Origin of the sequence: Sedimentitalea todarodis (assembly GCF_032595355.1) — a bacterium.
In the GTDB taxonomy this organism is placed as follows: Bacteria; Pseudomonadota; Alphaproteobacteria; order Rhodobacterales; family Rhodobacteraceae; genus Sedimentitalea; species Sedimentitalea todarodis.
Genome location: NZ_JASMWN010000003.1, coordinates 85720 through 104932, shown reverse-complemented (window position 1 = coordinate 104932; position 19213 = coordinate 85720). Strand labels below are relative to the sequence as shown.

Sequence of the window (19213 nt, the reverse complement as noted above, 5' to 3'; positions counted from 1 at the left end):
AGGCAGTCGGAATATCCGGCCAAAGGTCCGTTCCAAATAGATCATAACTCAGCCCCCTAGGAACGATTTGCGCACGTCGGGATCAGCCAGCAAATCCTTGCCGGTCCCTGAATAGGCATTCGCGCCCTGCACCAGAACATAGCCCTTGTCGGCAATTTCCAGCGCCTGCCGCGCGTTTTGCTCGACCATCAGGATCGGAATGCCGGTGCGCGCCACCTCGATAATCCGGTCAAACAACTCGTCCATCACGATCGGGCTGACACCGGCGGTGGGTTCGTCCAGCATCAGAACCTTGGGCCGCGTCATCAATGCGCGCCCCACAGCGACCTGCTGGCGCTGCCCGCCTGACAATTCGCCCGCTGCCTGGCTGCGCTTTTCCTTCAGGATCGGGAACAGGTCATAGATCTGAGACATCGTATCGGAAAAATCATCGGTGCGGATGAACGCGCCCATCTCAAGGTTCTCTTCCACGGTCATCGAGGTGAAAATGTTGTTGGTCTGCGGCACAAACCCCATCCCCTTGACCACGCGATCCTGTGGCGACAGCCCGGTAATCTCCTCACCGTCCAGCCGCACCGACCCCTGGCGTACATCGAGCATGCCGAAAACCGCCTTCATCGCAGTGGACTTGCCGGCGCCATTGGGCCCGACGATCACGGCAATCTCACCCTTGTCCACGGCGATTGTACAATCATGAAGAATGTCTGGACCCTTGCCATAACCACCCGTCATGCAATCCCCGATCAGAAAGGCACTTGCAGTGTCCATCGCCTGTCCGGTGCCCGGAGACGGTCGCAAGGTACCGGCCCCATGCGGGTTTGCAATGGACCGGTCCGTGTTGCCACGATCGCCATAAGGATCAGAAGACATGCCCGCCCCCTTCATCTTTGCAAAAATACTCCGGGGTTTGGGGCAGCGCCCCAACGGACAAATCGAATGCGCCGCAGGCGCGCAATTGAACCAACGGGATCATGCGCCCACCTTGTCCTTGTTCTTGAGCCCGGTCCCCAGATAGGCTTCGATCACGAGTTCATTGGCCTTGATCTCGTCCAATGTGCCTTCGGCGAGGACCTTGCCCTCTGCCATGCAGATCACCGGATCACACAACCGTCCAATGAAATCCATGTCGTGCTCGATCACCACAAAGGTATATCCGCGTTCCTCGTTCAGTCGAATGATCGCGTCACCGATGGTGTTCAGCAGAGTCCGGTTCACACCCGCACCGACCTCATCCAGAAACACGATCCTTGCGTCCACCATCATGGTGCGGCCAAGCTCCAGCAGCTTTTTCTGCCCCCCCGACACCTGCCCGGCCTTGTGATCGGCCAGATGCTCGATGGTCAGGAACTCCAGAACCTCGTCGGCCTTGGCCCGTAAGGCGCGTTCTTCGTCGGCAATCCGCTTGCGGCCAAACCAGGTGTTCCACAGTGTCTCGCCCGTTTGTCCACCGGGCACCATCATCAGGTTCTCGCGGCAACTCATCGACGCGAACTCATGCGCAATCTGAAAGGTGCGCAGCAATCCCTTGTGAAACAGATCATGCGGGGGCAGCCCGGTGATATCCTCACCCGCCATGGTGACCCGCCCGGAAGTTGGTTCAAGAACGCCAGCTATCACGTTGAAAAGGGTTGTTTTGCCGGCTCCATTTGGTCCGATCAACCCGGTGATCGATCCCTCGGAAATTTCCAGCGACGCCCCGTCAACCGCGTGAAATCCGCCAAAATGCTTGTGCACGTCTTCAACGACGATCATCGCACCCCCTGCGCCGCGCTGTCGCGGCTTGTCCCTGTTCCGCTTTGCGCGGTTATCAATGTTGAAACAGCCCGGTCATATTGCACCGGGCTGTTTGTGTGTTCAGGTTGCTGCGATCAGCGGAAGTTGACGGTTTCGTTCTTGCCGTCCTTGACCTCGATCTCCCGATAGCTGCCGGCACTTTCGCCAGGTCCGATCAGTTCGACCGCAGATGCGCCGACATAGTCGACGTCGCCGCCGTTCTTGATGATCTCAAGACCCTTTGCCAGTTCGCCGGGATAGATCTTCTCTCCGGGTGCATTGGCAACTTCGAGGATCTTGGATCCGTATTCTGCCGGATCGGTCGAATTGGCTGCCTGCATTGCAAGCATGAACAGCGCCGCCGCGTCATAGCTTTCTGGCGTGTAGGGCGAGGTCGCGTCGAACGCGTCTCCGGCCATGGCCGTCAGCTTTTCGATCCCATCACCACCGGAGCCGGCAATCTGACCGAAGGAACCGTTCAGATCCGGGCCGACATTCTCGGGCAGGCTGTCACCGATCATCCCGCCGGGCAGGCCGAAGGTGTCAAAGGCACCGGAATCGAGCGACGCGTTGATGATGCCCAACCCGCCTTGGTCCAGATATCCGGCCACAACCAGCATGTCGCCGCCAGCAGAGGCCAGCGCGCCGACCTCTGCGGAATAGTCCGCCTTGCCGTCTTCATGGGCTGCGCTGATGGTGATTTCACCTCCAACGGCCTCGAAAGACGTGACGATCGCATCGGCGAGACCCTTGCCATAGTCGTTGTTGGTATAGGTCAGGGCGATCGACTTGATACCACGATCCGTCAGGATATCCGCCATCACCTGACCTTCGCGGGCGTCCGAAGGTGCGGTGCGGAAGAACAACCCGTTGTCATCCATCGTGGACAGGCCGGGCGATGTCGCCGAAGGTGAAATCATCACCATCCCGTTGGGGATCGCAACGTTCTGAAGGATTGCACCGGTGACGCCGGAACAGTCGCCGCCGATCAGGCCGTTGATGCCGTCGGCAATCAGGCGTTCGGCGTTGGCCGTGGACAGACCATTGTCGATACATCCGGTATCGGCCCGCATCGGGGTCACTGTCGCACTGTCGAGCAGCGCACCGCTATCCGTGACTTCTTTCATCGCCAGTTCAGCACCTGCAGCCATCGCGCTGGTCAGGGATTCGATTGGACCGGTAAAGCCGATCAGGATGCCGAGTTTGACGTCTTTCGCATGGCCGTCCGCAAAGGCCGCGCCGGCGATCAATGCTGTGGCCGTTGTGGCCAAGAGCAGTTTTTTCATTTGGTTTCTCCCGTGTTGGAACGCAATGTTCAAACGGAACCCTAGGCAAGGTGCCAGCAAAAGAAAAGTCCCATGTCGCGGTGCTTTCCGCCGGGTCAGATCCTCCGGTGGTGGTTTTGCCAAACGCGGATGCCGGCCTAGGTAGAACCGCGAAGAAAAAGAGGTTTGCCATGCTCTATGCCCTGATCTGCGCTGTTGCGGCGCTCGTCACCACCGAATCGACGGCGGGAACCCTGAGGACGACCGCGGGCGATGTTCAGATCGATCCGATGATCACCGGGCTTGATCGTCCCTGGGCGGTCGATTTCCTGCCCGGGGGCGCATTTCTGGTCACCGAACGGGATGGCGATCTTCTGCATGTGGCACATGGCAAGGCGACCAGGGTCGACGGCGTGCCCCGGGTGCGCGCCTCGGGGCAGGGCGGCCTGCTTGACGTGACGATCCCCCGCGACTTTGCGAGCAGTCGCGAGGTTTTGCTGACCTATTCCAAACCACAGGGCGGTGGTGCGGACACCGCCCTGGCCTCGGGTCGGTTGAATGCCGCCGGAACAGCGCTCACAGAGCTACGCATTCTGTTTGAGGCTACCGGTGGTGGCCGTGCCGGCCGGCATTTCGGAAGCCGTGTGATCGACGCTCGGGACGGAACACTCTTCATCACCATCGGTGATCGCGGTCAAAGCGAACGAGCGCAGGATCTTGGTGCCTACAATGGCAAGATCGTGCGGATCAACCGGGACGGTTCCGTGCCTGCGGACAATCCGTTTGTCGGCGCGGCCGGGGCACTGCCCGAAATCTGGTCGCTGGGCCATCGCAATCCACAGGGCGCGGACATGGATTCGCAGGGTCGCATCTGGACTTCTGAACATGGGGCGCAAGGTGGCGACGAAGTGAACATGATCCGCAAAGGTCGAAACTATGGCTGGCCGATCATCTCTTACGGCAAGCACTACTCCGGCAAGAAAATCGGTGAAGGCACTTCACGGCAGGGGCTCGAGCAGCCCGAGCACTACTGGGACCCGTCCATCGCGCCCTCGGGGCTGTTGGTCTATTCCGGTCGGCTGTGGCCGGATTGGCGGGGTGACATCTTTGTCGGCTCCCTGAAATTTGACTATATCAGCCGACTTGACGGGACACCCCTTCGTGAGGCCGCACAGATCAAAGGTCCTGAAACCGAACGCGTGCGCGATATCGTCGAGGCACCGGACGGATCGATCTGGTTCGTTTCGGTCGGGCGAGGTTCAATCTATCGCCTCTCGCCCGCACCCTGAAACGCGGCGCGGAGCAGCCGATAATAGGCGGTATCGCACCACTCTGTCCCACCATAGAGAAAATCCTTGTCGCCGGCCTTTCCAACGCAGACACCGTCAAATTCAAGAATGAACTCGTATCTTGCCTCCGGATCCGCACGCATGAATGCCTCCAGAAACGCCTGCGTCGGTGCCAGTTCTTCATGCGCAGGATGGCTCCAGTAGCGCATGGTTTGCGGGTCCGAGAATATCGCGTGCAGCGGCATCAGGTCGTCGGGCCGCGCCGGCCGCAACAACAACAACCGCGTCCGGATCAAACCGAAAGCCGCGCCGCATGGCTGCCGCGCTCGCGGTAGGGTGTCGTGTCATAATGCGCCCGGTAGCATTTGGAAAAATGGCTGGGCGAAGCGAATCCACAGGCCAGCGCCACGTTGATCACGCTCATGTCGGTCTGCATCAACAGGTTACGCGCCTTTTGCAACCGCAATTCCATGTAGTATCGCTTGGGCGAACGGTTGAGGTATCGTCGGAACAGCCGCTCGAGCTGCCGGGTCGACATGCCAACGTCCTTGGCCAGGACCGACGGGCTGATCGGTTCCTCGATGTTCTGTTCCATCATTTGAATGACCTGGCTCAACTTGGGGTGACGCACGCCAATCCGCGTCGGGACCGACAGGCGCTGCGTGTCCTGGTCGGTGCGGATGCTTGAATAGATCAACTGATCCGCCACTGAGTTGGCAAGGTCCTCGCCGTGATCGTCCGCGATCAGCTTCAGCATCAGGTCGATGGAGGAGGTACCACCCGCCGTGGTCATCCGGTTGCCGTCGATCACGAACACCGACTTGGTAAGCACGACGTCTTCGAATTCTTCTGCAAAGCTGTCCGAGTTTTCCCAGTGGATCGTCGCCTTCTTGCCGTCGAGAAGACCGGCCTTGGCAAGCGCAAACGCCGCCGTGCACAATCCACCTACCAACAGCCCCTTGCGCGCCTCGCGCCGCACCCAGCCGAGCAATCGCTTGGTGGTCGCGGCCTGCATATTGATGCCCCCGCAGATCAGGACGGTGTCATCGCGAGTCAGCTCGTCCAGATCTCCGTCAAGCTGAAACGACGTGCCCGCCGAACAGGTCATGGTCTCGCCGCCTTCGCCGATCAGCCGCCACGTATAGAGGTCCTGTCCGGCCATGCGATTTGCAATCCGCAGGCTTTCCAGTGCCGAGGCAAAGCTCAGCAGCGTGAAGTTGTCCACAAGAACAAAAACAAAGCGGCGCGGTTTCAGCGGTTTCGTTTCGACATCGACAACTTTGCGTTGCTCTTTCATTGATCTCATTCCTTCGAACAGCACCCCGTCAATTTCACCTTGCTCAAACCCTATCTACGACGTCAAGGGACGCAATTCGCATATGGCAACCTGCGCCGGGCTTTTGTATAGAGGCAACCTGAGACGCGGAACGGAGATCAGAGCGATGAGTAAGTGGCAAAAAACCGGCTGGCGCAGCAAGCCTCGGATACAGATGCCCGACTATACCGACCAGCCGGCATTGAACGCGGTCGAGGCGCAACTGGCCAAGTATCCGCCGCTGGTCTTTGCCGGCGAAGCCCGCCGTCTCAAGACGCATCTCGGCGCGGCGGCGCGTGGCGAGGCGTTTCTGCTGCAGGGTGGCGATTGCGCCGAGGCCTTTGATCAGTTCAGCGCCGACGGCATCCGCGACACGTTCAAGGTCATGCTGCAAATGGCGATGGTGCTGACGCATGGTGCAAAGGTGCCTGTGATCAAGGTCGGACGCATGGCCGGACAATTCGCCAAGCCGCGCAGCGCCCCGACCGAGGTGGTCAACGGTGTGGAACTGCCCAGCTATCGCGGTGACATCATCAACGAACTGGCGTTTACACCCGAGGGCCGTATCGCCGATCCCGGCAAGATGCTGCAGGCCTACACGCAGGCCGCCGCCACGCTGAACCTGCTGCGCGCGTTTTCCACCGGTGGATATGCGGATGTGCATCAGGTGCACGCCTGGACCCTTGGATTTACTGAAAGCGAAGAGGCGGAACGCTATCGCGAAGTGGCCAACCGGATCAGCGATACGCTCGATTTCATGAAGGCGGCTGGGGTCAACCAGGACACCGCGCACACGCTGCAATCGGTCGAGTTCTACACCAGCCATGAAAGCCTGCTGCTGGAATACGAAGAGGCGCTGACCCGGCGCGATTCGACATCCGGCAACTGGCTCGCCGGCTCCGGTCATCTGATCTGGATCGGCGATCGCACGCGGCAGCCGGACGGCGCCCATGTGGAATTCGCAAGCGGTGTGCTGAATCCCATCGGTCTAAAATGCGGCCCGACGATGACCAGCGACGATCTCAAGCTCCTGATGGCCAAGCTGAACCCGGAAAACGAGCCGGGCCGGTTGACCCTGATCGCCCGCTTTGGCGCAGGCAAGGTGGCCGAGCATCTGCCCCGTCTGATCCAGACAGTGCGCGAAGAAGGTGCCGAAGTGGTCTGGGTTTGTGATCCGATGCATGGCAACACCGTCAAGTCGTCGAGCGGCTACAAGACCCGGCCGTTTGAGTCCGTCCTGCGTGAAGTTCGGGAGTTCTTTGCAATCCATGCCGCCGAAGGCACGGTGCCCGGTGGTGTGCATTTCGAGATGACCGGCCAGGACGTGACCGAATGCACGGGTGGCGTTCAGGCAGTCAGTGACGAGGATTTGTCAGACCGGTATCACACCGCATGTGATCCGCGCCTGAATGCCAGCCAGTCGCTGGAACTGGCCTTTCTCGTGGCCGAGGAGTTGTCCAGCCTGCGGGCAAACCGTCAGCAACGCGCAGCGGGCTGATGCAATCTCAAGGCGCCGGGGCTTCCGGCGCCTTTCGTGTTCGAATCCGTGCGATCACTCGTCAGTCTTGACCAAACGCAGCCAGGGCGCCTTGCCGCCCAGCACGGTCTGCGCCTCGGCAAAGCCCTGCACCGCCTTCTGTGCCGGCTCGCGACTCTCGACGCCTGCCGCCAGATCCCGGATCTGCGTATCGACGATATCAAAGCGGCGCGGTGCGCGGCCAAAGTCACCATCCGCGACAAGGACCCCAAGTATCCGGCTGCAATCGCCCAGATCACTCTTCAGCGGCAGCAGGATCATGCGCGCTTCGCAGGGACCGCGCAGGCTCTGCCGTTCGCCCGTCAGGCACAGTTCCGCAACCGCTGGCGTGTCAAAGACATACTCCAGCATCGCGGCCATCCCTTCGCGCCCATCCGTGGTGAAGAATGAGGTCACCGGCATACCGCGCACTTCCATTCCGGCAAGCTGGCACAGATGCTGCCCGGCCAGGCGGAACCGGCCCACGCCCGGAGCCACGCGCTCGAGGATGAAGGCATATTCCAGAACCTGCTCCAGCCCGCGCGGATCGATCTGTGAGCGGAACGGGATCTCGGCGCCGTCACGCAACGCGCTCCAATAGGCTTCGGCCTGTCGGATTGGAGACAGACTTGCTCCACTGCGGAACCGGTCCATTGCAACCACCTTTCCCGTGTCATTCTGGCGGAAAATACTGAACATGTGTTTGTCTCTCTTGCGCATCCGCCCCGATCGCGCGCGGTTTGCCGTCTGGCGAAACCCGCCCGTAGGACTTGCTTCATAATGATTACCTAAGTGTTAACGTGACATATTTTTTGAGAATTTGAACAAGAACCTTAGCATTTGGTTAACCCTGGGCCGATGTCGCATCCTCGGGCGTTTTTGGCGGGGCTTGCCCTGTATCGGGCAAACACATTAGGTAGGCCCCGACAGGACACACGGCAGTCCACGAGCAGGGCAGGGGCGCAGATGATCAACTCGATGACGGGATTCGCCTCGGCAAAAGGGGAACTCGTGCCCTATTCCTGGGGCTGGGAACTGCGCAGCGTCAATGGCAAGGGACTGGACCTGCGCCTGCGCGTGCCTGACTGGCTTCAGGGGCTGGAGGCGGCGCTGCGCGCAGACCTCGCCAAATCCGTCGCGCGCGGCAATGTCACGCTGTCATTGCGCATTGCCCGCAATGACGACTCCGGAGACTTCGTACTCAACCGGGCGGCCATGGGCGCGGCACTGGATGCAATGTCGGTGATCGAGACCGAGGCGCAGCAACGGGGCATCACGCTCGCCCAGTCACGCGCCAGCGATCTGTTCTCGCTACGCGGGATGTTCGATGCCGGCGCGGGCGACGATGACAATGCAGTATTGGTTGCACGGTTGCGGGCGGATTTCCCGGCGCTCGTCGCTGCCTTTCTGGAGATGCGCAAGACCGAGGGGACCGCATTGCAGGATGTTTTGATCGAACAACTCGACCGGGTTCAGACCTTGACCGCACAAGCCGCCACACTGGCCGAGGCCCGCAAGGAGGCGATGGCCGATGCGCTCAAGTCCAATCTCGCCCGCGTGCTGGACAATGCCGATGGGGCCGATCCGGCGCGTGTGGCGCAGGAACTCGCGATCATCGCCGTCAAGGCGGATGTGACCGAAGAGATCGACCGGCTCGCGGCCCATGTCGCCGCCGCGCGCGATCTTCTGGCCAAGGGCGGGGCGGTCGGGCGCAAGCTGGATTTCCTGATGCAAGAGTTCAACCGCGAGGCCAACACGCTCTGCGCCAAGTCCCAGTCCACGGAGCTGACCGCGGTGGGGCTTGATCTCAAGGCCGTGATAGACCAGATGCGCGAACAAGTGCAAAACGTGGAATAACGAGGGGAAATCGTACGAAATGGCAGACCGGCGCGGGCTCTTGATTATCCTCTCTTCGCCTTCGGGCGCGGGCAAATCCACGCTGGCGCGACGATTGCGCGACTGGGACGATTCGATCGTGTTCTCGATCAGCGCCACAACCCGCACCCCGCGACCGGGTGAAACAGACGGGGTCGACTATTTCTTTACGACGGAATCAGACTTCAAGACCCAGGTTGCCACCGGGGAGATGCTGGAACATGCCCATGTCTTCGGCAATTTCTACGGCTCACCCCGCAGTCCGGTTCAGGCTGCGATAGATGCCGGGCAGGACGTTCTCTTTGACATCGATTGGCAGGGTGCGCAGCAGATCCGCAACTCGGCGCTCGGGCAGAATACGCTTTCGATTTTCCTGCTGCCCCCGTCGATCACGGAACTGCGCCGCCGGCTTGAAGGCCGGGGGCAGGACGATGCCGAGACGATTGCGCGTCGGATGCAGAAAAGCTGGGACGAGATCAGCCACTGGGACGGCTATGATTTCGTTCTTGTCAACGATGATCTGGACGCCACCGAAGCGCGGCTCAAGACCATCGTCACCGCCACGCGTTTGCGCCGCAGCCAGCAACCCGACCTGACAGGCCATGTGCGCACCTTGCAGGCTGAATTCGAGGAGAACTCATGACGATATATGCTCTGGACGGAAAGTCCCCAAGGATCGATCCCGACACCTGGGTTGCGCCGGATGCCAATGTCATCGGTCTTGTGGTGATGGAGGCCGGCACTTCAGTCTGGTTTGGCACGACAATTCGCGCGGATCACGAGCAGATCCATATCGGGAAAGGTTCCAACGTACAGGAAAACTGTGTGATGCATGTGGATCCCGGGTTTCCGATGACGATCGGCACCAATTGCACCATTGGCCACAAGGTCATGCTGCATGGCTGCACGGTGGGTAACAATTCCCTCATCGGAATGGGGGCCACGGTGTTGAACGGTGCAAAGATCGGCAAGAATTGCCTGATCGGGGCAGGGGCGCTGGTGACCGAAGGCAAGGAGATCCCGGATGGCAGCGTCGTGATGGGCACACCGGGCCGCGTCGTCAAACAGCTTGACGACAAGGCACAGAAGATGCTGGCAACCTCGGCCTCGCACTATCACGAGAACATGGTTATTTTCCGCGAGCAGCTAAAGGTGGTCGGGTGAAAAAGAACGCAAGAGGGTCGCTGGTCCGTCCCGATCCGTTGCCGGATAGTGCAAGCCATCCGGTAGTTACGCCGCTGTCGCCATCGGTTGTCTATGCCAGCGAAACGCCGGACATGCTGGACGATCAATATGAGGGTCGCCTGCATGGGTATACATATTCCCGCGAAGGCCACCCCAATGCCGATGTCGTCGCCGCCCGCTTGGACGCGATGGAAGGGGTCAGCGGCGGCATCGTGACCGGTTCGGGCATGGCGGCGGTCACGGCGGTCATGCTGGGCTTGCTTGACGCGGGCGATCACGTGGTCGGTGGCAATCAACTCTACGGCCGGTCGATGCGCCTGATGAACGAGGATTTGCCTCGCCTTGGCATCGCCACCACGCTGGCCGACCCAGGTGATGCGGCCGCAGTTGCGGCGGCCCTGCGCCCCGAAACACGCATGCTGTTGGTCGAGGTGGTTTCCAACCCGACCTTGCGGGTGGCGGATATCGAAGGGCTGGCGGCGCTTTGCCGCGAGCGCAATATCCTTCTGGCGGTGGACAACACGTTTACCACCCCACGCGGATTCCGGCCATTCGAACACGGTGCCGATATCGTTATCCACTCGCTTACCAAACTGCTGGCGGGCCATTCGGACGTGATGCTTGGCTATGCGGTTGCCCGCGATCCGGCGTTGGCCGAAAAGCTGCGGGTCTTTGCCGTGACGACCGGCCTGACCCCCAGTCCCTTTGATTGCTGGCTGGCGGAGCGCGGCATGCTGTCGTTTGAACTGCGTTTTGATCGTGCCCAGCAGACGGCCGCCATTCTGGCCGATCACCTCGCGAGTTTGCCCGGCGTCACGCGGGTGATTTATCCACTGCGCGCCGATCACCCGGATCACGACCGCGCCAAACTGCTCTTGAACGGGCAGGGCTGCAACATGGTCAGTTTCGAACTGAATGGCGGTCGTGCCTCGGCCAATGCCTTTACCCGTGCCGCCGATGGGCTCAGCTTTGCGCCCACGCTTGGCGATGTCGGAACCACGCTGTCGCATCCGGCGTCTTCGTCACATCGCGTCATGAGCCCTGCCGAACGCAAGGCAAACGGCCTCAGCGAAGGGTTTTTTCGGGTGTCCGTCGGCCTGGAGGACCCTGACCACCTCAAGTCGATCTTTACGGATGCCGTTGCCGCTGCCACCGCTGTCCGGACTGATGCCTGAAACCTCGCTGGACCTGCTCTTGCGCGCGACGCCGTTGCCAACAGTCGTGATCAACGAGTCAGAGTGGATCATCGCTGCCAATGCCGAAGCGCTCAAGATGTTCAGTTCGGAGATGGTCGGTCGGCATTTCACCACCGTGTTGCGACAGCCGCAGGTGATCACCGCCATCGAGGCAACGCTAGCCGATCACGGCGAACATCTTGCCCGGCACAGACTGGGCAGTGCAGATCAGGACGCGCCGCTTGACGTGACCTGCCGGTATATCGAGATTGCCGGGCAGGGAGAGCCGGGCGCGGCGGTGGTCAGCTTTCAGGATCGCGCGGACATGGAGCATGCGGGCCAGATGCGCCGCGATTTTGTTGCCAACGTCAGTCACGAGTTGCGCACGCCCCTGACAGCGCTGATCGGCTTTATCGACACTCTGCGCGGCCCTGCACGTGATGATTCCGAGGCACGCGATCGTTTTCTCACGATCATGGAACAGGAAGCCGGTCGGATGAATCGCCTTGTCGGTGATTTGCTGTCGCTCAGCCGCGTCGAGGCAGAGGAACGTGTGCGCCCGACCGGTCGGGTCGAACTTGGCCCGTTGCTGTCATCTACGCTATCGTCACTGACCCCACTGGCGGACGCCAATGGCATCGCCCTGACCGTGGCGGGACCTGATCAACCCGTGGTCGTTCCGGGCGATGAAGATCAACTGCGCCAGGTCTTTACCAACCTCATCGAGAACGGCATCAAGTACGGTGGCGCGGGTAAAGAGGTTGCCTTGACCATCCGCCTCTGTGACCGAGACGCGGCCCTGCGTGTGCCAGCCGCCATGGTTGAAGTCCGAGACAAGGGTCCCGGAATCGACCCGATTCATTTGCCGCGCCTCACTGAACGATTTTATCGGGGCGACAATCACCGGTCTCGGCAACTCGGCGGGACCGGTCTCGGGCTGGCGATTGCAAAACACATCGTCAACCGCCACCGGGGCCGCATGAAAGTCGCCAGCGAACCCGGTGAAGGTGCAACATTCACGGTGATCCTTCCCCGCCAGAGGCATTAACGGGGCAGGGGGTCTTCGGGTTCCGCCTGCGTTGCCAACCAATCGCGAAAGCGAAGCAATGCGGGGTCCTGCGCCTTTTCCAGGGGCCAGACCAAATAGTATGCGCCATGAGCCTCGGTCGGCGCGCCATGAAGCGCAACCAGATGACCGCGCGCGAGGTCCTGCTCAACCAGATAATCCGGCATCAGCGCAACGCCCAAACCATGCTGTGCCGCCTGGGTAATGGTCGAAAACTGGTCATAGAGTGGTCCGGTCAAAGAGCCGGTCAACGCAACGTCCTGCGCCCGGAACCAGTCGGCCCAGGCATCGGGGCGCGTTTCAATATGCAGGAGCGGCATGCGCAACAGGTCTTTAGGGGTCAGCGCACTCCGATCCCGTACCAGCGACGGAGCGCAAACCGGCAGCAGGTGTTCATGTCGGAGCAGTAGATGCCCGGTTCCCGGCCAATCCGCCTGACCGTAATGAAGTGCAGCATCAAAACCTTCACTGGCAAAGCTAAAGCGTTGCAGGCGGGTGTTCATGTTGACGGTGATCTGCGGATACAAGCGTGCGAATTCCGGAAGACGCGGGACAAGCCAGCGCATTCCAAAGGTCGGCAGGATCGCGAGGTTCAGGGTTCCTCCATCCGGTGCGATCCGAAGCCGCAGTGATGCCTGCGCAATCTGTTCGAGCGCCTGCCGCACGTCGCCCGCATATTTCTGCGCCGCCGGCGTCAGCGTCAGCCGCCGTCCGTCCCGCAGGATCAGATCGAGACCCATCTGGTGTTCAAACGCCTGCAACTGCCGGCTGACCGCGCTCTGGGTCAACGAAAGCTCTTCGGCGACTGCGGTGGCGCTCCCCAGCCGATCCAGTGCTTCGAGCGCACGCAGCGAGGAAAGCGATGGCAATAGGCGGCGAGGGGTGCTCATATATGCGGTATACTCATAGGTGTATGTGAATGTCTCGCTGTATTTTGCTGTGTCGGCGACCTATGGTGGCGCGAAACCAGCCCGCTCAGGAGCCACGCATGAACATTTCGCATAAACCCAGCCTCAAGGCCAAAGACGCGCCGGATCTCGGCCAATTCACCTGGGAGGATCCTCTGCGGCTGGAAGACCAACTCACCGAAGATGAACGTATGATCGCGCAAAGTGCCCGCGCCTATGCACAGGAAAAGCTGCAACCGCGTATCCTGAATGCCTTTGCCAATGAAGAGACCGATTCCGGGATCTTTCGGGAAATGGGTGAAATGGGCCTGCTGGGCGTGACGGTGCCCGAGGAATACGGCGGGATTGGCGCGGGCTATGTCAGCTATGGCCTGGTGGCGCGCGAAGTGGAGCGTGTCGACAGCGGCTACCGGTCGATGATGTCGGTCCAAAGCTCGTTGGTCATGTACCCGATTTATGCCTATGGCAGCGAAGAACAGCGTCAGAAATACCTTCCCAGGCTGTCGAGTGGTGATTTCATCGGTTGCTTCGGGTTGACCGAACCCGACGCCGGGAGCGACCCGGCGGGCATGAAGACCCGCGCGGTCAAGACGGCGTCGGGGTATAAGCTGACTGGGTCCAAGACATGGATTTCGAACGCGCCAATTGCGGATGTGTTCGTAGTCTGGGCAAAGTCCGAGGAGCATGGAGGCAAGATCCGAGGATTCATCCTTGAGAAAGGAATGAAAGGGCTGAGCGCGCCCAAGATTGCCAACAAGATGAGCCTTCGTGCGTCCATCACCGGTGAAATTGTCATGGATGGCGTCGACGTCGGCGAAGACGCGCTGCTCCCCAATGTTCAGGGGTTGAAGGGGCCATTCGGATGTCTGAACCGGGCGCGATATGGCATCAGCTGGGGCGCCATCGGGGCTGCCGAATTCTGCTGGCACGCTGCGCGGCAGTACGGGCTGGATCGCCATCAGTTCAAGCGTCCTCTGGCGCAAACGCAACTGTTCCAGAAGAAGCTGGCCGACATGCAGACCGAAATTGCACTCGGACTGCAAGCGAGCCTCCGCGTTGGTCGCCTGATGGACGAGGCGAATGCAGCCCCTGAGATGATTTCGATCATCAAACGCAACAATTGCGGCAAGGCCTTGGATGTCGCACGTTTGTCGAGGGACATGCACGGCGGGAACGGTATCAGCCTCGACTACCAGGTGATCCGTCATCTGTTGAACCTGGAAACGGTGAACACATACGAGGGCACGCATGATGTGCATGCTCTTATCCTCGGGCGGGCGCAGACCGGGCTTCAGGCGTTTTTCTAGGGCCGTATGGCAGGGTGCGGTCGTGTTTTCGCGCGACCGCACAAATCCGAGTGGCGTTTTCTTGGAGTCTAGGCTGCTTTACAAACTTTCCTGAGATAGATGTTGCACACAGGTTGAAGTGTCACTCTGCGCGCAAAGTAGAAATGTCACCCATGGCGGTTCCGGAGCATGGCTGGGCAGGGCGGAGACCTCACGGGTCGCAGCGCTGAATAGCCACGCGTCTGTCGTTATTCTGTGCGTGTGATGGTGGCGTTTCGATCTTATCTTTGGCGCCGCTTTGTCTTGTTCAGCCTTGATGTGTTCCAACACGGCGCTGAGGCGCTTGTTCTTGGTGATCTCTGCATACTTTGTGCCTGATCGCTGCGGGTCCGTCTGGCTGAAACGTTTTCAGCAGCCGGTGAACCTGTCGTCGACTTGATCCTGACACGTTCGCCACAGTCACAGCGTCAACCGGCCTAGAGTCTTTTGGCTCAATACTTCAACACGGTTCAGCTCGCGCTCGCTCATAATTATCAGTCCCACAGCCACACTCCAATCCTACTTGCTCAACAGGGAAGTGTGACACCTTTATTTTGCAGATGTGGGACATTATCGCTTTGCGACTACATTCGAAAAGCCTATAATCAGTATTATGTTAAATTAAGCAAAATTATGTGAATTATGATCCAATTGGACGAGGCCAATACCTAGCGAAACGCAGTTTCGTCATGCGGTACACCATTGGAAGTTCTTTCGATCCGGTCTAACATTCCTCAACCGGCAGAGTCGCTGATGTCCGGACCACCGTGACCGAGCGGTCGCTTATGCCTAGGGAGGAAGTCAGATGTGTGATCTGTGTGGCCTGGGCCGCACCGGATCGTTCGGTTCGAATTTGTGACAGCGATATCGCTGAACGAGGCTGTGCGCCGCGTGACCATGACCAAACCGGGCTTTGAGGTGGAAACCGTAGAAATTCGCAGGGTTCATTACCGTGCGTTCAAGAACATTGCAATCGCATCGCTCGGCGGTGTCACCGTGTTCCAGAATGCCTGGTGGACGACCGAAGAGCTAAAATACGTGTTTGAAGACAGTCGCGCGCCGCTGGTTTTTGCGGATGCGGAGCGCTGCAAGAGACTGATGCCATTGGTGAACGAGATGGATCTGACAGTGATCGGGGTTCGGGATGCCGAGACGCTGACAGAGGCGTGCTATTCCGACCTGATCAATCGCGCGTCCATTGCGCACGCTCCTGATATCCTCATCGACACCGATGACGACTTTGCAATCATGTACTCTTCCGGCACCACAGGGCATCCCAAAGGTGTGGTTCAGACCCATCGTGGTGCAATGAATGCTGTTCATACCTGGTTGATGCAGGCCGAATTGGCACCGTTGATCAATCCTCCCACCCCCGACGCATCAACGCCCCATCGTCCGGCGGCTCTTATCGTCACACCGTTGTTCCACGTCACAGCAACGCATCCCCTGTTTCTTCTCAGCATACCTGCGGGAGCAAAGCTGATGCTGATGGAGAAATGGGATGCCATCACTGCTGCAAGGCTTGTTGAGTCAGAGAAGATCACGCGGTTTCTGGGTGTACCAACACAATCTATTGAACTGGCCAGAGCGGCAAAGACTCTGGATATCTCTCTGGAAAGTCTGGATAATATCGGTTCCAGTGGAGCCAAGCGCCCACCGGCGCAGGTTGCGGATATCGCGAATGCGTTTCCAGATGCCGATGTCGCAACCGGATGGGGCATGACCGAAACCAACACCAACGGGATCGGGATGGTCGGCGATGAATATGTGAGACGGCCGGGCGTTTCCGGACGCCTCTGTCCGCCGATCCAGGAATTGAAGTTTGTTGACGAAAGCGGGCAAGATGTCCCACCCGGATCGCTCGGTGAAATCACGGTAGAAAGTCCGTGTAACATGCGGTGTTACTTGAACAAGCCCGACGCAACGGCAGAGGTGTTTCAGGACGGATGGTTGCGCACAGGCGATTTGGGCTACATTGACGATGAGGGCTATGTCACCATTGTTGATCGCCGCAAGAACATCATCATCCGCGGCGGCGAGAACATCGCCTGTCTGGACGTCGAAAAAGCACTGCACCGGCACCCTGCGGTGATCGAGGCATGCGCGTTTTCGGTCCCGGATGAGCGGTTAGGCGAAATTGTCGGTGCTGTCGTCCAGACGGAAAGAGGCCAACCGGTGACACATGACGATCTGACCCGGTTTCTCGGCGAACATATCGCGCCATTCAAGGTGCCTGGGCATATCTGGATGCAGGCGACACCCCTGCCCCGTGGCGCCACCAAAAAGACCGATCGCCGCACGCTGCGCGAACAATGTCTGGCGACACTGGATGACAGGAAGAGATGCTCGTGAACGCGCCGAGCTGGCCGCGCGCCGTGAAACTGAACAGGTTTGACTGATATCAACAGGAAGGGGATCCCATATGGTCCATGACAACACGCCACTGGAGCTGAACAATCTGGAAATGTCTGACAAGGCCAAGCCATTGCTGGCCGCCGTGGTCAAACATATTAGAGAGAACGTCGATCCGATTACAGACGAATTCTATCGTCTCGGAGAAGGTCGCGCCGATCGCTGGTCGTATGCACCGGGTCAGCTTGAGTTGCTGGAAAGTGCCAAGGTCAAGGCGCGGAACTCCGGGCTGTGGAATTTCTTTTTGCCAAATGCGGAAACCGGCGAAGGGCTGTCAAACCTGGACTATGCCTACATCGCAGCGGAACTGGGCAAGAGCCCGCTGGCACCCGAAACCCTGAACTGTTCGGCACCCGATACCGGAAACATGGAAGTTCTGGAACGGGTCGGAACGCCCGAACAGAAAGAGACATGGCTCAAGCCCTTGCTCGCTGGCGAAATCCGCTCCTGTTTCGCGATGACCGAGCCCGATGTCGCAAGCTCTGATGCGCGCAATATCTCGACCAGCGCGGTTCTCGATGGCGATGAATGGGTCATCAACGGCGAGAAATACTATATCTCCGGTGCCGGTGATCCGCGCTGTAAGATCATGATCTGCATGGTCAAGACTTCACCAGAGGCCGAGTCCTTCCGTCAGCAGAGCCAGATCCTTGTGCCGATGGATACGCCAGGTGTCGAGATTGTCGGCCCGATGTGCGTCTTTGGGCACGATGATGCGCCGCATGGGCATATGCACATCAAGATGACCGACGTGCGCGTGCCTGCCACCAATATGCTCTGGGGTGAAGGGCGCGGGTTTGAGATCAGCCAGGTTCGATTGGGACCCGGACGCATCCACCACTGCATGCGCTCGATCGGCCAGGCGGAAAAGGCGTTGGACCTGCTGATCGAACGCGGAGTGTCCCGCGAGGCGTTTGGCAAGAAGATCATCGATCTCGGCAAGAACATGGAGACCGTGTCGCGGATGCGGATCGAAATCGAGGCGATGCGCCTGATGGTGCTCAAGGCCGCGCGGGCAATGGACGTGCTTGGCAACAAGGAGGCGCGGATCTGGGTCAGCATGATTAAGGCAATGGTGCCCGAAAAGGTCTGCCAGATCATCGATCAGGCGATGCAGGTGCATGGGGCCACCGGGCTTTCGCAATGGTCCCCGCTGTCGGAAATGTACACCGGGCAACGCACGCTGCGTTTTGCTGATGGTCCTGACGAAGTGCACCATCACGTCGTCGCACGTGCCGAAGTGAAGGATTTCCAGAACTCGAACCATCGCAAGTCCGATGGCAAGGGACAGGCCCGTGGCAGAATGTTCGAGGGGCCCTGAAAAAATGGCAGATCTCTTTGATTTGACAGGTAAGGTCGCGGTGCTCACCGGGGCCTCCAAGGGCATGGGTTTGCACATGGCAACGGCTCTGGCGCGCAAAGGCGCGATGGTCGTGATCTCGGCACGCAAGCAGGATCAACTGGATGCCGCCGCGGCGCAGATCAATGCGGACACGGGCGCGGCGCGCGCCATTCCCGTGGCCTGCAATATCGGATACAAAGAGCAGTTGCAGGCGCTTGTGGACACCGCGCATGCGCGCGCCGGCCCGATTGATATCGTCGTCGGAAATGCCGGGGTAAACCCATACTACGGGCCAACCTCAGGCATTCCGGATGACGCCTATGAAAAGACGATGTCGGCAAACGTACAATCCAATCTGTGGCTCGCAAGGATGACGGCCCCCGATATGGTTCAGGCGGGCGGTGGATCGATGATGTTCACCAGTTCCATCGGAGCGTTCAAGCCGTCGGAAATGCTGGGCACCTATGGCATGTCCAAGCTGGCGCTGATTGGACTCGTGCGCAACCTCGCAGCAGAATTCGGACCCGACGGCATACGCGTGAATGCGATCTGTCCGGGCTTGGTCAAGACCGATTTCGCCCGCGAACTCTGGGACAAGCCCGAGGTTGAAGAGCGGATCCGCAAGGATATCCCGCTGCGTCGGTTGGGCGAGCCTGAAGACTTCGAAGGGATTGCCGTATTCCTGGCATCGGATGCAAGCCGCTATATGACCGGACAGGCGCTGACAGTGTGCGGTGGCTCCAACATGTGGACATGAGGATAAGATT

The 19213-nt window shown here is 59.6% G+C and carries 18 protein-coding genes; 11 read left to right on the top strand and 7 right to left on the bottom strand.

Annotation, left to right across the window (positions count from 1 at the left end):
- Positions 1–48 precede the first annotated feature (48 nt).
- The 3 genes from QO231_RS05355 to QO231_RS05345 all read right to left on the bottom strand — a co-directional run bounded on the left by QO231_RS05355 (position 49) and on the right by QO231_RS05345 (position 3059).
- Positions 49–870 carry an ABC transporter ATP-binding protein gene (locus tag QO231_RS05355; protein WP_316774043.1) on the bottom strand — a complete coding sequence of 274 codons (822 nt, stop codon included), beginning with the start codon at positions 868–870 and terminating at the stop codon, positions 49–51.
- A gap of 99 nt (positions 871–969) precedes the next feature.
- Entirely contained in the window at positions 970–1752 is a 783-nt protein-coding gene (locus QO231_RS05350) for an ABC transporter ATP-binding protein (RefSeq protein WP_316774041.1), read from the bottom strand.
- 116 nt (positions 1753–1868) lie between these two features.
- The gene (locus QO231_RS05345; RefSeq protein ID WP_316774039.1) at positions 1869–3059 is read right to left on the bottom strand and encodes an ABC transporter substrate-binding protein; all 1191 of its coding nucleotides are present in this window, start codon (positions 3057–3059) and stop codon (positions 1869–1871) included.
- A 170-nt stretch (positions 3060–3229) separates the two neighbouring features.
- Here QO231_RS05345 and QO231_RS05340 point away from each other — a divergent pair, with 170 nt between their 5' ends.
- The gene (locus tag QO231_RS05340; protein ID WP_316774037.1) at positions 3230–4327 is read left to right on the top strand and encodes a PQQ-dependent sugar dehydrogenase; all 1098 of its coding nucleotides are present in this window, start codon (positions 3230–3232) and stop codon (positions 4325–4327) included.
- Here QO231_RS05340 and QO231_RS05335 read toward each other — a convergent pair.
- Both QO231_RS05335 and QO231_RS05330 read right to left on the bottom strand, forming a co-directional pair.
- Positions 4303–4605 carry a GNAT family N-acetyltransferase gene (locus QO231_RS05335; RefSeq protein ID WP_316774035.1) on the bottom strand — a complete coding sequence of 101 codons (303 nt, stop codon included), beginning with the start codon at positions 4603–4605 and terminating at the stop codon, positions 4303–4305. The two genes, QO231_RS05340 and QO231_RS05335, sit on opposite strands and share 25 nt — an antisense overlap.
- Before the next feature lie 14 nt (positions 4606–4619).
- Entirely contained in the window at positions 4620–5624 is a 1005-nt protein-coding gene (locus QO231_RS05330; protein WP_316774034.1) for a GlxA family transcriptional regulator, read from the bottom strand.
- Between the two features lie 145 nt (positions 5625–5769).
- On the opposite strand from QO231_RS05330, the gene QO231_RS05325 reads away from it, so the two are divergent.
- Positions 5770–7140, top strand: a complete 1371-nt coding sequence (locus QO231_RS05325; protein WP_316774033.1) for a class II 3-deoxy-7-phosphoheptulonate synthase — start codon at positions 5770–5772, stop codon at positions 7138–7140.
- A 54-nt stretch (positions 7141–7194) separates the two neighbouring features.
- On the opposite strand, the gene QO231_RS05320 is transcribed toward QO231_RS05325, so the two are convergent.
- Positions 7195–7857 (bottom strand): PAS domain-containing protein, encoded by a 663-nt coding sequence (locus QO231_RS05320; RefSeq protein WP_316774032.1) that lies wholly within the window; start codon positions 7855–7857, stop codon positions 7195–7197.
- Between the two features lie 279 nt (positions 7858–8136).
- On the opposite strand from QO231_RS05320, the gene QO231_RS05315 reads away from it, so the two are divergent.
- Genes QO231_RS05315 through QO231_RS05295 form a run of 5 tightly spaced genes read left to right on the top strand, consistent with a single transcriptional unit; the run spans position 8137 to position 12441 of the window.
- Complete coding sequence (locus QO231_RS05315) at positions 8137–9015, top strand: YicC/YloC family endoribonuclease (RefSeq protein ID WP_316774030.1); 879 nt, start codon at positions 8137–8139, stop codon at positions 9013–9015.
- 19 nt (positions 9016–9034) lie between these two features.
- Positions 9035–9676, top strand: a complete 642-nt coding sequence (gene gmk / locus QO231_RS05310; protein WP_316774028.1) for a guanylate kinase — start codon at positions 9035–9037, stop codon at positions 9674–9676.
- Positions 9673–10197, top strand: coding sequence for a gamma carbonic anhydrase family protein (locus tag QO231_RS05305; protein WP_316774026.1), 525 nt, complete (start codon positions 9673–9675; stop codon positions 10195–10197). The genes gmk and QO231_RS05305 overlap by 4 nt, the downstream gene beginning before the upstream one ends.
- On the top strand, positions 10194–11393 hold the full coding sequence (locus QO231_RS05300) for a trans-sulfuration enzyme family protein (protein ID WP_316774024.1): 1200 nt from the start codon (positions 10194–10196) through the stop codon (positions 11391–11393). The genes QO231_RS05305 and QO231_RS05300 overlap by 4 nt, the downstream gene beginning before the upstream one ends.
- Entirely contained in the window at positions 11386–12441 is a 1056-nt protein-coding gene (locus QO231_RS05295) for a sensor histidine kinase (RefSeq protein WP_316774023.1), read from the top strand. The genes QO231_RS05300 and QO231_RS05295 overlap by 8 nt, the downstream gene beginning before the upstream one ends.
- On the opposite strand, the gene QO231_RS05290 is transcribed toward QO231_RS05295, so the two are convergent.
- Positions 12438–13349 carry a LysR family transcriptional regulator gene (locus QO231_RS05290; protein WP_316774020.1) on the bottom strand — a complete coding sequence of 304 codons (912 nt, stop codon included), beginning with the start codon at positions 13347–13349 and terminating at the stop codon, positions 12438–12440. The two genes, QO231_RS05295 and QO231_RS05290, sit on opposite strands and share 4 nt — an antisense overlap.
- A 98-nt stretch (positions 13350–13447) precedes the next feature.
- On the opposite strand from QO231_RS05290, the gene QO231_RS05285 reads away from it, so the two are divergent.
- The 4 genes from QO231_RS05285 (at position 13448) to QO231_RS05270 (ending at position 19203) form a co-directional block, all read left to right on the top strand.
- Positions 13448–14674 (top strand): acyl-CoA dehydrogenase, encoded by a 1227-nt coding sequence (locus tag QO231_RS05285; RefSeq protein ID WP_316774018.1) that lies wholly within the window; start codon positions 13448–13450, stop codon positions 14672–14674.
- An 873-nt stretch (positions 14675–15547) separates the two neighbouring features.
- Positions 15548–17044, top strand: a complete 1497-nt coding sequence (locus QO231_RS05280) for a class I adenylate-forming enzyme family protein (protein ID WP_316774016.1) — start codon at positions 15548–15550, stop codon at positions 17042–17044.
- A gap of 70 nt (positions 17045–17114) precedes the next feature.
- Positions 17115–18425: an acyl-CoA dehydrogenase family protein gene (locus QO231_RS05275; RefSeq protein ID WP_316774015.1), complete on the top strand. Its 1311-nt coding sequence runs from the start codon at positions 17115–17117 to the stop codon at positions 18423–18425.
- Between the two features lie 4 nt (positions 18426–18429).
- A complete protein-coding gene (locus QO231_RS05270) occupies positions 18430–19203 on the top strand; it encodes an SDR family NAD(P)-dependent oxidoreductase (RefSeq protein WP_316774014.1) in 774 nt (257 codons plus the stop codon).
- Positions 19204–19213: the final 10 nt, after the last annotated feature.